Here is a 14,414-nt window from a genome sequence, read left to right as displayed (position 1 = left end):
TTGCTCATGCCTGAAGAAGCTTGCTCTTCTAAAAGTTGCGCCATCTCTTCGGCGCGGCCATTGTTTTTCATCTCTTGCCTTTTTCGACAAAGGTCGCGCTTGCGACTGGCGCAGGCAATACGGGGTTGCTCGGACGTTTACACTCTCAGCGAAGAATTCGACGGAAGAAAGTAAATCATTAGTTGTACATTCATTATCATCGTCAACTCCTGATACACAATCAAGATTGTCACAATCCCCTGAGAATACCGCAATTTTAGTATCATAATTAGAGATAGGGGAACAAGTGGTAGCCATTACCTGTGCTCCTGTTCCAAGATAGCGGTACCACTGGCCAGGGGCTGTATTCAAAGATGTTGCACAAGAAGGGACCGGCTGAGGATTTCCGGAGGTAGAACCTGTAAGAGATTGCCCACACTGAATATCAATAGCTTCATCACATGTGATCATTTCTGGAATGGCCCCTATACCTGACAGCATTATTGAAAAAATCTGCTTTCCTCCTTGCAGATTGTCTTTATGGTCAATGGTAATCGCATAGTTTCCAGCTGGTAGATTTGTGAAATGAATTTGCTCGATATTATCCCTATCATTATCCCCTCTGGTAGCAGGAGAGTTTGGAGCATTTGGGTTGAGCCTCCAGGGGGAGTATACGGTACTATTATCCAAATTTACAAGCCTTATATCTAGGTCATTAACTAACATCCTGTTATCACAAATCCACCAGCCACTATTTGATGGAGGGGAACAAACGTTCCCGGGAAGATCTGTCCATGCCACTGTTACTTTGATCCCACCATCCCCATCGTGCTGGAAAGTGTAACTGCGTGGGGAGCCAGAGATAATACTATCTCTTGAAAAAATCCAGTTTCTTCCGTCCTCATTGTTAAGAAACTCAACTGCTTTCTGAGTATTCATGAGTCCCCAGCCATATCGATAGTCTGGTCCAGGGCTTGTTCCGCATTCGTCAGCGGTGTGTATTAGCAGGGCTCTCATTGCAGATGATCTTAGGGCTGCTCCAGGGAACAGGTTGTCAACATGTTCATGTATCAGGAGTATTGAGCCGGTAACCATTGGAGCTGCCATTGAGGTGCCTTGATATGTGTTATATGCAAAATTCCCCTCAGCAGTACAGGACTCAACCCCGACTCCTTTTGCAACTAAATCCGGCTTGATCCGTCCATCATTTGTTGGCCCCCAGCTACTAAATGAGCTCATATCAACTTCACTTGGATCAGTGAAGCTTGTATAGCCATTTGAAAGTTCCTCAACAGCACCAACAACGATACTATTTTTTGAAGTCCCCATATTGTTTATACAATCATACCCACTAGTACCACCATCGGGTGGTCTGTCGGCGCTACTCCAAACCCAGTTTCCTGAGCTATTTAGAACTAGATGAGCCCCATTATAATAATCATCGCGATCGTTTCCCGCTGCGATGACTGGCAGATAGAAGGGCGCATTGCTTACAATATCATCTATAGCTTCTGCATCAGAATCATAGTACCCAAATTTATAGTCCACTTCATCGCTATAAGGCGTAAACCCAAACCATTGCCAATTCCCGCTATCCAGTAGCTCCCATCCAGCTGGAAGGCCGTAAGAATGATTAGAAACTCTAAGCCCTGCATTTGCCATACTCGCCATCTCACTGAGGTCATTATTCCAGTCAAAAGTAATAGCATCAGCATTGTAAGCCATGCCACGGGCATTTGAATTATTTCCTTTTGCAATACAAGTTCCAGTTACATGGGTCGCATGGTTGTCAAAATCACTACCACTATCACCCTGTGTAACTTTACCAGATAGCTCCGTGTGGGTAGAGAGTACCCTACCGCCATCCCACACTGCCAGCGCCCAGCCATCACCAGTAAGTGAGGTTCCAGCATCACCACCAGGCCAGACCTCATCTGTTGAAATGGTAGCCGCACCTCCAAGATTAAAGGTCCTGTAGTATTTTAATTGTCCAGCATCATCAAACCCCTGTAGTTCAAAACGACCGCCTTCAGGGAGGGAACCTTCTATGGGCAGCCCTAAACTATCTGCAAGTTTTTCTGCTTTGGCCCGCTCAAGGTAATATTCAATGCTATCCTTTTTTGCTCTGGCTAAAAGATAGTTACTATTGGTTTCTCTTAAAATATTGGTTGATTGCTCTAGTTTGATATTTGGCAGACTTTGAGCCATTATGTTTGTTGAACCAAACCAGATGGTAATAAACAAGGTGTAGCCCAACATCGGATAGGTAGTATAATGGAGGTTTTTCATAAAATTCAAGTTTGGGTTAGAGGTTGTTTTTGTAAAAGCTGTCGTCTTTGCTTTTTCATACTCCCGCTGCCCTTGATAATATACCAAACAGGGATATCGAATTCAATGACAGCTATACCATCATTCCAGTCTAGGTTGCTATCGCGGAAATTTTGGGATGAATTTTCAAAAGCAATGGCTCCACTATAGTGGGTTGATAGGAAACTGCCGTCAGGCCCCCCAATAGGATAAGCACCAAATACAAACAGCAAGCATGAGGGGCAAAGGCAGGGTTGGCAGTCACACTTTTCATCTTTGAGGAAGGGATTTAGGTTAGAATAAATTCCAAACAGAAAGGGGAGGCCCCCTTCCGTTTGGCATATGCAAAAATCAGTTTCCAAGCTAGCTGAAGAGCGCAAGAGAGCCAAGGACAATATCTTTGGTTTATAAGGGTTCGGATAAAGGATTTGGTGTTTTTAATACTTATTTTGTAGTTGGATATAGCTTTGATTTTTAGTTGTTTACGTAGATTTGGATTGACGCAGCGGTTTTTTTGATCGTAAGGGAGCAGCTGGTGTTTACTTGAGTTCAAGCTAGTACCACCTTTGATGGTCAATACAGCATACAAGGGGCTTTGTCCTCTTTTGTATTTGATTTTCCCTATCTTCATCATATCCAAAGCCACTGCACACTATAATGCACTCCACAAAGCTTGCCCGCACCATAGGCGCCTTTTCAGCAGCCGAGCTGAAGTCTGTCCGAAAGGCAATCCTGCAAAAAGCAAGGCACCGGGATTCACCTGTGGTAAAGCTTTGGGATGCGCTTGTGCCTTTCCACCCTGAATTTGATCATGAGAAACTGGACCTGAAGTACCTGTTCCGAAAGGCCTACCGAGGAGAAGATTACGAGCCGCAAAAGCTCCGTAACCTGATGACTTCCTTGCAGCAGTATATCGAACAGTACCTTATTGATACAGAGCTGCAGGCACAACCGCAGACCCAGCAACTCCTGCTTGTACAGGCCCTTCATAAAAGAAGGCGTACGGGAGGGTTCGAAAAAGCCCTGAATGATGGGCTGAAAAAACTGGAGAGCGCTCCGGATGGGCTGCTGAAACTGCAGTCGCGCCTGGCTTTATTGCACGAACGGTATTTTTTTGATAACATCCAAAAGAACGAACAGCGAACGGAGGATTTACATCAGCTAGCGCATGCTTTGAACGAAATGCTTGCCCATCAATTGCTGATTTACGGTATTGACCGTTCCGCAAGAAGGATGACACTACCCGATGACACCACTTTTCTTGGGCTGGAGGAAGCCCTGTCCTTCGCATCTTCTGATGAGGCGCCCGAACTCCTGGAGTTTTTTCAGCAACTATGGAAGCTATATACCGGGGGCGTCAATGATGCGCTTTTTCTGAAATTGAAGACTGTCTTTTTTGTCAATTATAGTTCTTGGGGTGAGTTTGAGGTCAGCCTGGCCCTTAAAACGCTTATCAATTATCTGGCACCTCTGGTTGTAGGCAATAAAGAGCCGTATATCTCTCAGCTTTTTGAGCTCTTCCAATTTGGGTATGCTCAAGAGCTTATCGTCGTAGATAATCAATTAACGGCGGCTCGCTTTTTGAATTCGGTCGTCACCGGGCTGATGGTCCGAAAATTTGAGTGGGTGGAGCAGTTTATTGATGCGCATGCTGGTTATCTGCTCAAGGATAAAGCAGAAACTTTGACCTTGGCCCAGGTTTATTTTCTTTACTATAAAGGATGGCACACCAACGCGCCAGATTTATTTGATGAGGCTTTAGGCATCATGAGTAAAACACCACATGATGGGTGGTTTTTCAAGCTTCGGCTTAGGATGCTCGAAGTACGGATATTTTGCGATACGTATGATGGATCCCGGGGGCACTCCGTTTCCTTTGTGCTGGAGCGAATTTCCAGCTTTCGAAGATTCATTGACCGGTCTGGCAATGGTGAAACCGCTGCGGGGCAACGATATAAGAAATGTTTGGGGTATTGCCGGCAGGTAATCAAAATGAAATCACTGCCATACGTTGACCCGCTTAGGAAAAAGGGCTTAACAGATGAGATAATGGCAGAGCAGCACCTGATGCTGAAAGACTGGCTGCTCTACCATTTAGATAAGCTGTGATTAGCCATCAATAATGTCGTCATTACCTACGAGATCATCGTCCTCTGGTGGCGGTGGCGGGGCATTTTCACCACCCTTCACTTTTTTACAGGCTTTTTTAGTAAGCATGGCAGAGCCAGGCAGCAAGGCTGCCAATTCAGCAATCGTTTTCATGGCACTAAAGATTTTCGAGTTAGAAAATGGCGGTAAGCCTGCTTTGGGCAGGGCAATACCGTTCAGTGCCTGCACGCCGCTCGCGATCAGCCTGGCAGGTGGAAAAGCTTATTCAGATAAAATCCACTGAGTTGTTTCAATGTTTTAGTGAAGGCAAACCAGGAAATGTCCCGGTGCAAGGGGACTTTTTTCAATTTTATGGGACCAAATCAATGAAGTAATACAGATGTGTTGCCTTTAGATAGGTTGAACTCCCTCAAAAAAGCCCTAAATTCCCCGCAAAAAAGATGATCAACCTAATCAGTGATACCGTCACCAAGCCTACGCCGGGGATGCTGGAAGCTATGATGCAGGCCGAGGTGGGCGATGATGTGTTCGGCGAAGACCCCACCGTGAACGCACTTGAAGCTAAGGTGGCGGACCTATTTGGAAAAGAAGCGGCTTTGTACTGCCCCTCAGGTACGATGACCAATCAGATTGCCATAAAAGTGCATACGCAACCGCTGGATGAGGTCATCTGCGACGAATACTCCCACATTTATCAATACGAGACCGCTGGCTATGCTTATAACTCTGGTGTAGGGATCAACCTGATCAAAGGGACGAATGGCAAGATTACGGCAGAACAGATAGCAGCAGCCATCAAACCCCGCTACGACTGGCTGCCGATCAGCCGGCTGGTGGTGCTGGAGAACACTTGCAATAAAGGTGGTGGGAGTTACTACAGGTTGGAGGAAATCCGGCCAATACAGGCGCTATGCCGGGAGAAAGGCCTGGCGTTGCACCTCGATGGCGCAAGGCTATTCAATGCCCTGGTGGAAACCGGGGAAACCACGCAGGAGGTTGGAGAGGTATTTGATAGCGTTTCTCTGTGCCTGTCCAAAGGGCTGGGCGCACCGGTGGGGTCTGTACTGGTTGGTCAAAAAGAATTCATTCAACAGGCGCGGCGTTTGCGCAAAGTAATGGGTGGCGGTATGCGGCAAGCGGGCTATTTAGCGGCAGCTTGCATTTATGCGCTTGACCACCACGTGGACCGCTTGCGGGAGGATAACGAACGGGCCCGCCGGATAGGGGAGGTGCTGCATGGGCTGAATTACGTGGAGAGCGTCCGTCCGGTACAGTCCAATATTCTGATTTTTGACCTTAAGCCAGGCAGGACTGCTGCAGCTTTTCTGGAACAATTAGAGGAAAGGGAGATTAGTGCTTCCGCTTTTGGCCATCAGACCGTCCGGTTTGTGACCCATCTGGACTTTACCGAAGCCATGATGGATAAAGTCCTGACTGCTTTACAGGAGCTGGATAACTGAAGTCACCGTTTTGAAGTGTGAAACTCAATACTTATTTTTAAAAAAAAGTCGGTCGTATAACCGCGCTTTCTTTTGATAACACGCTCTAAAAACCAAACTTATGTATTCACGAGTTCTGTTTACCGCTCTTGCAGTTTTGTTATTGCTTATTCCAGATATCGCTCAGGCTCAGCAAAGCTTCCGTCCCGGAAAAATTGAAAAGGTTGATGGGAAGGTTTTAAATGGACTCATCGCCTACGGTAATGCTTCGGCTAACCCCGAAAAATTTCAGTACAAGGCTGGCGGAGATGAACCTGTTCAGGTTTTTTATCCACTTGATATACGTTCCGTTTCAGTGGAGGGCGATCGGTTTGTCAGTGCAGTGGTAGACCGGGAAAAGAGTTCTATGAACCGGGAAAATATGGGCTTTAGTGAGGAGCCTGTACTGGAAAGAGACACGGTCTTTTTAAAGGTGTTTTACGATGGTGGAAAAAGTCTTTTTCACCTCAGGGACAACTATGGAAAGGATCAATTTTACATCAAAGAGGCTGGCACTTACGAATTGCTGATTTACAAAAAATACCTGGTGGAAGTCAGTGGTGGCAGCAACGTAGTGGCTGAGCGCAAAACCTATCTTAAGCAGCTGGAGAACTACCTCTCTGAATGTGTTGCTATTGTACAGGGGATTGCAAAGACGGATTACACTATCAATAGTATGCGGAGTGTTTTCGATGCTTACTATCAATGCATGGATGGGGAATCTGCTTTCCGGGCGACTCATGAAGAGGCAAAAATCAAATGGTCAGTCAAAGCCGGGGCATCTTATTCCACTATCTCGGTGAGTGGGGGAGGAGACGCTCTTAATGCTGCGTTAGAGGATGTAAGCAGTACCAATGCGACAGCAGGTGTATCTATGGAGGTGTTTTTCCCATGGGTCAATGAGCGTATCTCCTTAGCCAATGACCTGCTTTATACCCAATTCCGGTTTCAGCAAACGATTACGCCGGAGCGTCCCACCCTGCCAACACCAACGGTAGATTTAGGCGCGGCTTATCTTCAGCTGTCTTCGATGTTGCGGTACCACTATTACTTTGGCAACAACTGGTCGGTTTTGGGCGGTGCCGGCATTGCACTAGGGTATAAACTACAGGAATACAATAGTTTAACGGTGGAAGGGATTGGATACGTAAGAGAAGACCCTGCTGTAAGAGAAACGCGGGTTACCGAGCTTTGTGGCAGCATCGGAATTGGAGTTGCAAAAGGGCCGCTATCTGTTGAGTTGCGATGGCAAAGAGGACAAGGAATGTCAAACGTAGTCAATTTGGCACTACCTGTTACCCGGTTCTTTGCTGTAGCCGGTTATGAGTTTTAAACTTTAGGACTCCTGCTGACGCCGGTCAATTTCATCCCGGATCTCAGCAGCCCGCTCGTAGTTTTCCTCGTTAAGGACTTCATCCAGCATTTTGCGAAGATCTTCAACGGAGTAGGAAGACAGGCTGGCTTTTTTTTCAGGCACCTCGGCTTCTGCAGGCTCGCCCATGTCCTCGTCCCCTTCATCTTCCAGGACTACGCCGGCAGCATCGAGGATGAACTCGTAGGTATAGATTGGGCAATCAAAGCGGACCGCCATAGCCAGTGCATCGGAGGTACGGGAGTCGATCTCAATGATGTCACCATCTTTAATGCAAATCAGGCGGGCGTAGAAAATACCGTCGAGGAGGTTGTTGATGACCACCTCTTTGAGTTCAATATTGAAGGTTTCCAGGGTGTTTTTGAAGAGGTCGTGCGTGAGTGGGCGGTTGGGCGTCATACGCTCCATAGCGACTGCGATGGCCTGCGCTTCAAAGCTGCCAATAACAATGGGCAAGCGGCGTGAGCCCCCTTGTTCTCCGAGAACCACCGCATAATTATGGGATTGGGTTACGCTGTGAGATAAAGCAACGATATCGAGTTCTATCTTTCTCATCTGGTTTGCGTCATGACGTTTAAGGACCGAATACCTTCAAAACAAATCCTGCAAAAGGTAGTTCAGGTAATCTAAGATACATTTTGCGAGGCGCAAAGGTAATAAAATTGGCAGGGTTTCCTTGAAAAAGGGCAAATTCTATTGGCGTTTCGCTTCTTCCCAAAGGGCATCCATCTCTTCAAGGCTCATTTCGGTAAGAGCTTGGTTAGCGTTGGCTTCAATGTATTCAAAGCGCCGCTTGAACTTCTGATTGATCCGCTCGAGGGCGGTCTCCGGGTCAATGCCTTCAAATCGGGCGTAGTTGATCATAGAGAACAGGACATCGCCAAATTCTTCTTCCTTCTTTTCCTGTGACAGGCCCTGCTCGCTTGCTTCCCTGAATTCTTCTATTTCCTCCACCACTTTGTCCCAAACCTGTGCCTTGTTTTCCCACTCAAACCCGACCTGCTTGGTTTTTTCCTGCATGCGGTATGCTTTGACCATAGCAGGGAGCGAACGGGGCACACCCGCGAGAACAGATTTCTTGCCTTCCTGCAACTTGAGCTGCTCCCAGTTTTTCTTTACCGTCTCCTCGTCATCCGCTTTCACATCGCCGTAGATATGGGGGTGGCGGTTGATGAGCTTGTCGCAAACGGTATTAAGAGCATCTGCAATATCGAAGGCGCCCTTTTCGTCCGCTATTTTAGCATAAAAAACCATGTGAAGGAGCAGGTCGCCAATTTCCTCCTTGATTTCCGGGAGGTCCTCCTCCAGAATAGCATCAGCGAGCTCATAGGTTTCCTCAATAGTCAGGTTGCGCAGGCTCTGGAAGGTCTGCTTGCGGTCCCAGGGGCACTGCTCCCGCAGCTCATCCATAATCGTTAATAACCGTGCAAAAGCATCGAGTTTGTGTTGCATAGTATGGTTTTTTTGTAATTTCGCCCCTGCAAAGGTAGTGCTTCCTGTGGAGTTATGAACTGTGCCGGCCCACTACTTGTTTATGCACCAAAAGAAGGAATAGAATTATGGAATATTTATATGTTCTCGGAATTATTTTTGTGGTTTTTGGGATCAGCTTTGCCCTCATCAATATACGGCAGATCGTAACGGGCAATGAATTCCGCGGTACCTGCGCCACCAACAACCCTATGCTGAAAAGCGAAGTAGGCGACTGTACGGTTTGTGGCAAAAAGCCTGACGAAGAATGCAAAATGCCTGAACCCGGGAAGGGCGGGTTTAGGACAGCTTAGACCCAACAGGGCTCCTGTGGGTCAGTCATTGCGCTTGCCCCATAGCGAGTATCCGAATGAAAAGGTGACCAGCAGGCTACCCGTGATTAATGCGGGTACCGCCAGCCATGTTCCTACCACAAAAGGGCTCATCAGCGAACTGATGAAAACGACGCCTATCCACCTCGCATGCGGGTTGTCTATGCCCTCATGGTCTTCCCAATTCAGGAAATACAACGCCCACACATAACCATAGCGCAACCCTCCGGTTAGTAGAATCCACCCTCCGGCAGTTCCGTTTTGATAGTGAATGCCTGCCATCACCGCACTCATGAGTGCATCCGTTTCTATATCCAGTAATGCTCCGGCCCGGGTAGACTGCCCGTAGCGCCTGGCGAGGTATCCATCAATGCCATCAGAGATAATGATCGTCAGTAAAAGGGCGAAAATCAGGTAGTCGTGCCACTGATGATAACTACTGCCGACATATAGTAAGAGCAGCCACCTTGCCAGGGTGATCAGGTTGGCGTAGCCGCCGAAGGGGCGGAGCCGGCATAGGGCAGGGCTATGATTGATAAGGAGCCAGCTGAAAGTAAAGACCGAAACCAGCAGCACGGGAGCCCATCGCCCCGTCCACCATAGCGCAATCAATGCAGCGAGCATCAACGCTGCATGTAGTCTTACCCAGGTTTTATCCTTCATATACCGGGGCTGTGAATAAATCGGAATGGGTGACTGTAAGCCTTAGTTGCCGATCCTGAAGGCATTGGTGCTTTTGCTGCAGCCACTGCTGTAGCTCCTGGCCCGAATGCCCTATTGAGGCCATCTCATTCAGGCTCCTTTCCAGAAATTCCAGCATATGTTGGTGCATCGCGGCATCCCCTGGTTCAATCTGCCAGCGGCTTGGTGCACGAAGGAGCTGATCTTTAGGCAGTTCCTTATAGCAGTGTTCCAGGTAGGAAGCACAGTCTGGGCCAAGGGCCCGGCCAAAGTCCTGACTGCGCTGCATGTGCTTTTCATACAGCCCTGTCCAATGCTCGTCCGCGGCATCCGCAGGGAGGTAAGACATACTTTCGTAGTTCAACGTGGCGAGGAGGGCAAGACGGTTACCGTGGAAGGTTTGAACCAGACGCTGCAGCATCTCCTTACTGAGGAGGTCAAAAACAGCAGAGGCGGTAACCAGGTGGTAGCGTTGGAGGGGAAGCAACTGCGGGAGTTCCAGGAAAGACCCGTTTACAAACCGCACACTAATGTGTTGCTGGCTTTTTTTGAAGTGGAGTTCCTGTGTACTTTCCGAAACGGCATAACCTTTGGCAGCCCCCCATATTTTCAGGCGCTCCCTGGCGTGTTTTAGAAGGGTAGGGTTGAGCTCAAGCAGAGCCCACTGTTGTGATTGAGGGAGTTTTTCGGCAAGGTAAATGAAGTTGGCGCCGGTGCCCGCTCCAATATCAATGATACTCACAGAGGTATGATCGGAAAAGTACTGCAAGCAGGCGGCTTCTACTCGTGGGTTTCTGGCGGCTACATCAAACCTGTAGCGCTCTTCCAGCCAGTTGGTGGCAAAGTGGGTGTCAGTTGGCAAAGTCTTTTATTTGCCTAACTGTTGAAGTGGGAAAGGTGTTCAACGCCTACCGTCTAATAATTGCCAATGGAGAGCATCACCAGGGTACAACCGACTTCCACCTGAACACCTTTGTCTTTGGCTAATTGTATGAGCTCGAGGTTCTCGGTGCCCGGATTGAAAATAAGGCGTTCGGGGTTGAGGCTGAAAATATAATCGTAGTACTGAGGCTGACGGGGTGGGCTTAGGTATAGGGTGATGGTATGTACCCCTTCCACCTCAGGGGTGCCTTTGATGATTTCAATGCCCTCAATTTCCCCATCCTTTACGCCAATCGGTACCGCTTCGTGCCCTTTGGAGGCCAGCTGTTGTACCGCAGCGTAGGAGTATCGTATTGGCTTGGGGGAAGCGCCGAGGACGACTGTTTTTTTCATTACTTATCAATTCGTTTCTTTGAAAACACCTTACGCAAGATAGAGTTTTTACTGGTATACGCTGATCTTTGAATGATATTTGCCGTTCGAAGACGGTTAAGCGCATCTCTGACTGGCGGTTAGAGCTGTTCGATATAAGCTGAATTCAGGCCTGTTAACTCGGCAATGGTTGCTATTTCAAAGCCCTTTGCTTTCATGCTGCGGGCAATGGCCACTGCTTTTTTTTGTTCCCCTCGTTCTTCCCCTCTTTGTTCGCCTTGTTGTTCGCCCTTTTCATAGGCATCCTCAATGAGGGTGCGTTCCCGGCTTACACTGTCCCAGTATTTATCATAGGTTTCGAGCTCTTCTTTGGTGAAGGCGCTTTCCTGAAGGTATTCGATCGCCTCCCGGACTTCCGGTACATCGAGAAGATCGCCGGGGAGCTGTTCTGTGCCGTCTTCAATTTCGGTAAGAAACCGGAGCCAAAGTACTTGCAATCTCTTTTCCGTAATATTCTGAGCCCTGAATTTTGGCAGTTCTATAAAAACGAACTGCAGCCCCTCAATTTGCCTCTCCGGAAACTGGGTGTGCACAATGGAGTAGTGGTGGTAATAAGTATCTGTACCGGTTTCAAAGTTTTCATTGACCAAGCTCAAAGCATAAACCGGCTTAAGCCCCTTGTACTTATGCCCGCGGTCTAGTTGCTTGACGTAGGCCTTAGACGCATTGAAGAGTACTCGGTTTTTAAAACTGTCAGTCCAGAGCATCTGCATTTCTACAATAAACTGCCTGCCGCGGTTATCGGTGCACCGGACGTCAACTATGGATTGCTTCAATACCGGGAGTTGAGGGACTAATTCAGCCGGAATGTACTCCAGGGATTCAATACGCTGGTCCTCTTCCAGTGGAAGTAAAGCATTGAGAAAACTCAGCAGTAAGTGCGGATGCTCCCCAAAGACCTTCTTGAAGGTCAAATCGTTTTTTGGATCTAAGTACCTCATACTTAAAGATACAAAAAAACAGTGGGCCAGGTTCCTCAAAAGGAAAGGGCACTAGCTTTCGCCAGCGCCCTCTGCTATTTTATTGTTCCCACTGCTGGGTTTATACCAGAATACGGATGGGGTCTTCTAGAATTCCCTTCACGGTATTCAGGAAAGCCGCACCGGTTGCTCCGTCCACCACGCGGTGGTCACAGGACAACGTCACTTTCATCATATTGCCCACGGCCAGCTCGCCATTTTTGACAATTGGCTTTTGGATGATGCCGCCAACCGCCATGATACAGCTATCCGGTGGATTGATGATGGCCGTGAACTCCTCAATGCCGAACATGCCCAGGTTAGAGATAGTGAAGGTATTGCCCTGCATCTCATCGGTGGACAGCTTGCGGTTCTTGGCTTTTCCTGCCAGCGTCTTTACTTCCGTATTAATTTGCGACAAGGACTTCATATCTGCAAAGCGGATAACAGGAACCAGCAGGCCTTCATCCACAGCTACTGCCACACCGATGTTGACGTCCTTGTTTTTCCGGATCTTATCGCCCAGCCAGGAAGAATTGATGGCCGGGTGCTGCCGCAGTGCTACGGCACATGCTTTCAGTACGAGGTCATTGAAGGAAATCTTAGTTGGGGCCACTTCATTCAGGCGCTTACGCACTTTAATGGCGTTGTCCATATTGATTTCCACCGTCAGGTAGAAGTGCGGTGCTGAGAACTTGCTTTCACCCAGGCGGCGGGCAATAGTCTTGCGCATCTGGCTTACGGGCTGGTCCTCGTAATTGTCGCCTGTTGAGGAGATAGAGAACTCGGGGATCTTTGCAGCCGGTGCCTCCTGCGGCTGAGCCGGTTGTGCCGCCGGAGCAGCTGGGGCTTCCGGTGCCGGTTGCGGAGCTGGTGCCGGAGCAGACTGTTGTTGTTCAATCGCTGCTTCAACATCACGCTTAACAATACGGCCGCCATCGCCAGAGCCATTGACACTGGTCAGATTGATATTTGCTTCCTTAGCCATGCTACGGGCCAGAGGAGAAGCTTTGACGCGCTTGTCATCATCACTGCTGCTGTCGCTTGCTGCTGCTTCAGCCGGAGCCTCTTCCTGAGAAGGAGATTCCTCTTCCTCAGGCGCTTCGCTGCTGTCATCAGCACCGCCGTTATCAGAAGCAGAGGCTTCGATTGCCGCTTTCCAGTCTTCGCCTTCTTCTCCAATTACCGCAATGACATCATTGATCGGCACCGGGCCTTCTTTCACTGCAATATGGAGCAAGACTCCGTCAAAGTAGCTGTCCAGCTCCATAGTGGCTTTATCGGTTTCCACTTCAGCCAGCGTCTCGCCAGCTTCCACTTCTTCACCTTCTTCTTTGAGCCAGCTTACAATATTGCCCTCTTCCATTGTGTCGCTCATTCGGGGCATTCTGATGACTTCTGCCATACGATTGGGTATTTTGGTCGTTGATTCTTTTGATGAATGGGTCTGAAAATAATTTACAATGCCTGATTTTTGACTATCGCAGCAACTTCAGGACCTGTTCAACACGTGGTGTAACTTATACACGAAGTGCAAAGAAAATGATTATTGGTCAATAATTAAAACCCGTCCCCTCGGTTAGGGTTCACCGGAAGCATGTCCAATACTTTTTGGACGCCTCTACGCAGCTCGGGCAAGGGCTGATAACCAGTCGAAATCAGGTGAAATTGATCCCCGGTTTTCATAAAGCAAGTCGGAAAACCGCGCACACCAACCTGATTGGTGATTTTGAACTCCTGCTCTGCCAGTTTTCGGTAGGGCAGTGCTTTCATCTTGTCCAGGAATACTTCCTCGTGCACGCCAACCTTAGCCGCATAGGGCGCATACGCTTCTGCAACTGCAGGGGCTATGCCATCGTGGTAAACCGCCTGTTGCAACAGGTGCGCAAATTCGACCTGTCGCTCCGGGGCAGCTTCTTTCACAATCGCCATAGCGGTGGCTGCGGGGACGGAAGTGAAGACTGCAGTACCTTCTGCGAGCGTGCCCTCCAAAAAGGGCTGCCCGAATTTTACCCCGGTACGTTGCTCTACCGTTCGATAAGCGTCCTTAATATAATCCGCGACTTCACCAATTCTGCCTACCCGTTCACCGGTGATCATTCCGCCGGAGAGGACTTCGAAATCCATTTCCGATTCGTATTGTTGATACAGTTGGTGAATGACCGGGCTGAAGCCATAGCACCAGCCGCAAAGGGCATCGTAAAAGTAGAAAAATGCAGGCTTTTCCTGCCCGAAGGCACTAAAGGACCGGGTCATTGCTTTGGGTTTGTTGTTTAGAGCGTGTTGGGACTTTAGTAATCGGCCTGCAAACTACACTTTTTTGCTTATACTTCGTCCCGAAAATCCTCATTTAGCTAAGGCTAAACTCCGGTTTTCGTGCCTCGTCTAACCAAAAAATTGTTAGTTTTCGACT

General features: G+C 48.4%; 15 protein-coding genes. 5 read left to right on the top strand and 10 right to left on the bottom strand.

All coding sequences use genetic code 11. From position 1 onward, the window contains the following. Window positions 1–2,355 (bottom strand): S8 family serine peptidase (locus RIC19_RS24045; RefSeq protein WP_350180938.1); only part of this gene is annotated, 2,355 nt, incomplete at its 3' end. Window positions 2,356–2,943: 588 nt separating this feature from the next. Here RIC19_RS24045 and RIC19_RS24040 point away from each other — a divergent pair. After that, window positions 2,944–4,395, top strand: coding sequence for a hypothetical protein (locus RIC19_RS24040; protein WP_350180937.1), 1,452 nt, complete (start codon window positions 2,944–2,946; stop codon window positions 4,393–4,395). Here RIC19_RS24040 and RIC19_RS24035 read toward each other — a convergent pair whose 3' ends face one another. Next, window positions 4,396–4,548: a hypothetical protein gene (locus RIC19_RS24035; protein WP_350180936.1), complete on the bottom strand. Its 153-nt coding sequence runs from the start codon at window positions 4,546–4,548 to the stop codon at window positions 4,396–4,398. Here RIC19_RS24035 and RIC19_RS24030 point away from each other — a divergent pair. The 3 genes from RIC19_RS24030 (at window position 4,547) to RIC19_RS24020 (ending at window position 7,206) form a co-directional block, all read left to right on the top strand. Next, window positions 4,547–4,678 (top strand): hypothetical protein, encoded by a 132-nt coding sequence (locus RIC19_RS24030; RefSeq protein WP_350180935.1) that lies wholly within the window; start codon window positions 4,547–4,549, stop codon window positions 4,676–4,678. The two genes, RIC19_RS24035 and RIC19_RS24030, sit on opposite strands and share 2 nt — an antisense overlap. A gap of 157 nt (window positions 4,679–4,835) precedes the next feature. After that, window positions 4,836–5,855, top strand: a complete 1,020-nt coding sequence (locus tag RIC19_RS24025) for a threonine aldolase family protein (RefSeq protein ID WP_350180934.1) — start codon at window positions 4,836–4,838, stop codon at window positions 5,853–5,855. Window positions 5,856–5,955: 100 nt separating this feature from the next. Continuing rightward, a complete protein-coding gene (locus tag RIC19_RS24020; protein WP_350180933.1) occupies window positions 5,956–7,206 on the top strand; it encodes an outer membrane beta-barrel protein in 1,251 nt (416 codons plus the stop codon). 3 nt (window positions 7,207–7,209) lie between these two features. Here the strand turns inward: RIC19_RS24020 and RIC19_RS24015 are convergent, their stop codons facing one another. Next, window positions 7,210–7,800: a bifunctional nuclease family protein gene (locus RIC19_RS24015; protein ID WP_350180932.1), complete on the bottom strand. Its 591-nt coding sequence runs from the start codon at window positions 7,798–7,800 to the stop codon at window positions 7,210–7,212. 138 nt (window positions 7,801–7,938) lie between these two features. Then, window positions 7,939–8,697, bottom strand: coding sequence for a nucleoside triphosphate pyrophosphohydrolase (gene mazG, locus RIC19_RS24010; protein ID WP_350180931.1), 759 nt, complete (start codon window positions 8,695–8,697; stop codon window positions 7,939–7,941). Between the two features lie 107 nt (window positions 8,698–8,804). Between mazG and RIC19_RS24005 the strand changes: the two genes are divergently transcribed. Next, window positions 8,805–9,029: a hypothetical protein gene (locus RIC19_RS24005; RefSeq protein WP_350180930.1), complete on the top strand. Its 225-nt coding sequence runs from the start codon at window positions 8,805–8,807 to the stop codon at window positions 9,027–9,029. Between the two features lie 21 nt (window positions 9,030–9,050). On the opposite strand, the gene RIC19_RS24000 is transcribed toward RIC19_RS24005, so the two are convergent. The 6 genes from RIC19_RS24000 to RIC19_RS23975 all read right to left on the bottom strand — a co-directional run bounded on the left by RIC19_RS24000 (window position 9,051) and on the right by RIC19_RS23975 (window position 14,257). Beyond that, the gene (locus RIC19_RS24000; RefSeq protein ID WP_350180929.1) at window positions 9,051–9,710 is read right to left on the bottom strand and encodes a CDP-alcohol phosphatidyltransferase family protein; all 660 of its coding nucleotides are present in this window, start codon (window positions 9,708–9,710) and stop codon (window positions 9,051–9,053) included. After that, entirely contained in the window at window positions 9,700–10,590 is an 891-nt protein-coding gene (locus RIC19_RS23995; protein WP_350180928.1) for a class I SAM-dependent methyltransferase, read from the bottom strand. The genes RIC19_RS24000 and RIC19_RS23995 overlap by 11 nt, the downstream gene beginning before the upstream one ends. A 53-nt stretch (window positions 10,591–10,643) precedes the next feature. Continuing rightward, complete coding sequence (locus RIC19_RS23990; protein WP_350180927.1) at window positions 10,644–11,003, bottom strand: CoA-binding protein; 360 nt, start codon at window positions 11,001–11,003, stop codon at window positions 10,644–10,646. A gap of 119 nt (window positions 11,004–11,122) precedes the next feature. Then, complete coding sequence (locus tag RIC19_RS23985; protein WP_350180926.1) at window positions 11,123–11,983, bottom strand: Rpn family recombination-promoting nuclease/putative transposase; 861 nt, start codon at window positions 11,981–11,983, stop codon at window positions 11,123–11,125. 100 nt (window positions 11,984–12,083) lie between these two features. Further along, entirely contained in the window at window positions 12,084–13,406 is a 1,323-nt protein-coding gene (locus RIC19_RS23980; protein WP_350180925.1) for a pyruvate dehydrogenase complex dihydrolipoamide acetyltransferase, read from the bottom strand. Between the two features lie 155 nt (window positions 13,407–13,561). Then, entirely contained in the window at window positions 13,562–14,257 is a 696-nt protein-coding gene (locus tag RIC19_RS23975; protein ID WP_350180924.1) for a DsbA family protein, read from the bottom strand. Between the last annotated feature and the right edge of the window lie 157 nt (window positions 14,258–14,414).

It is taken from the genome of Phaeodactylibacter sp. (genome assembly GCF_040219495.1).
Classification (GTDB): Bacteria; Bacteroidota; Bacteroidia; order Chitinophagales; family Saprospiraceae; genus Phaeodactylibacter.
This window is presented reverse-complemented; position numbering and strand designations above follow the sequence as displayed.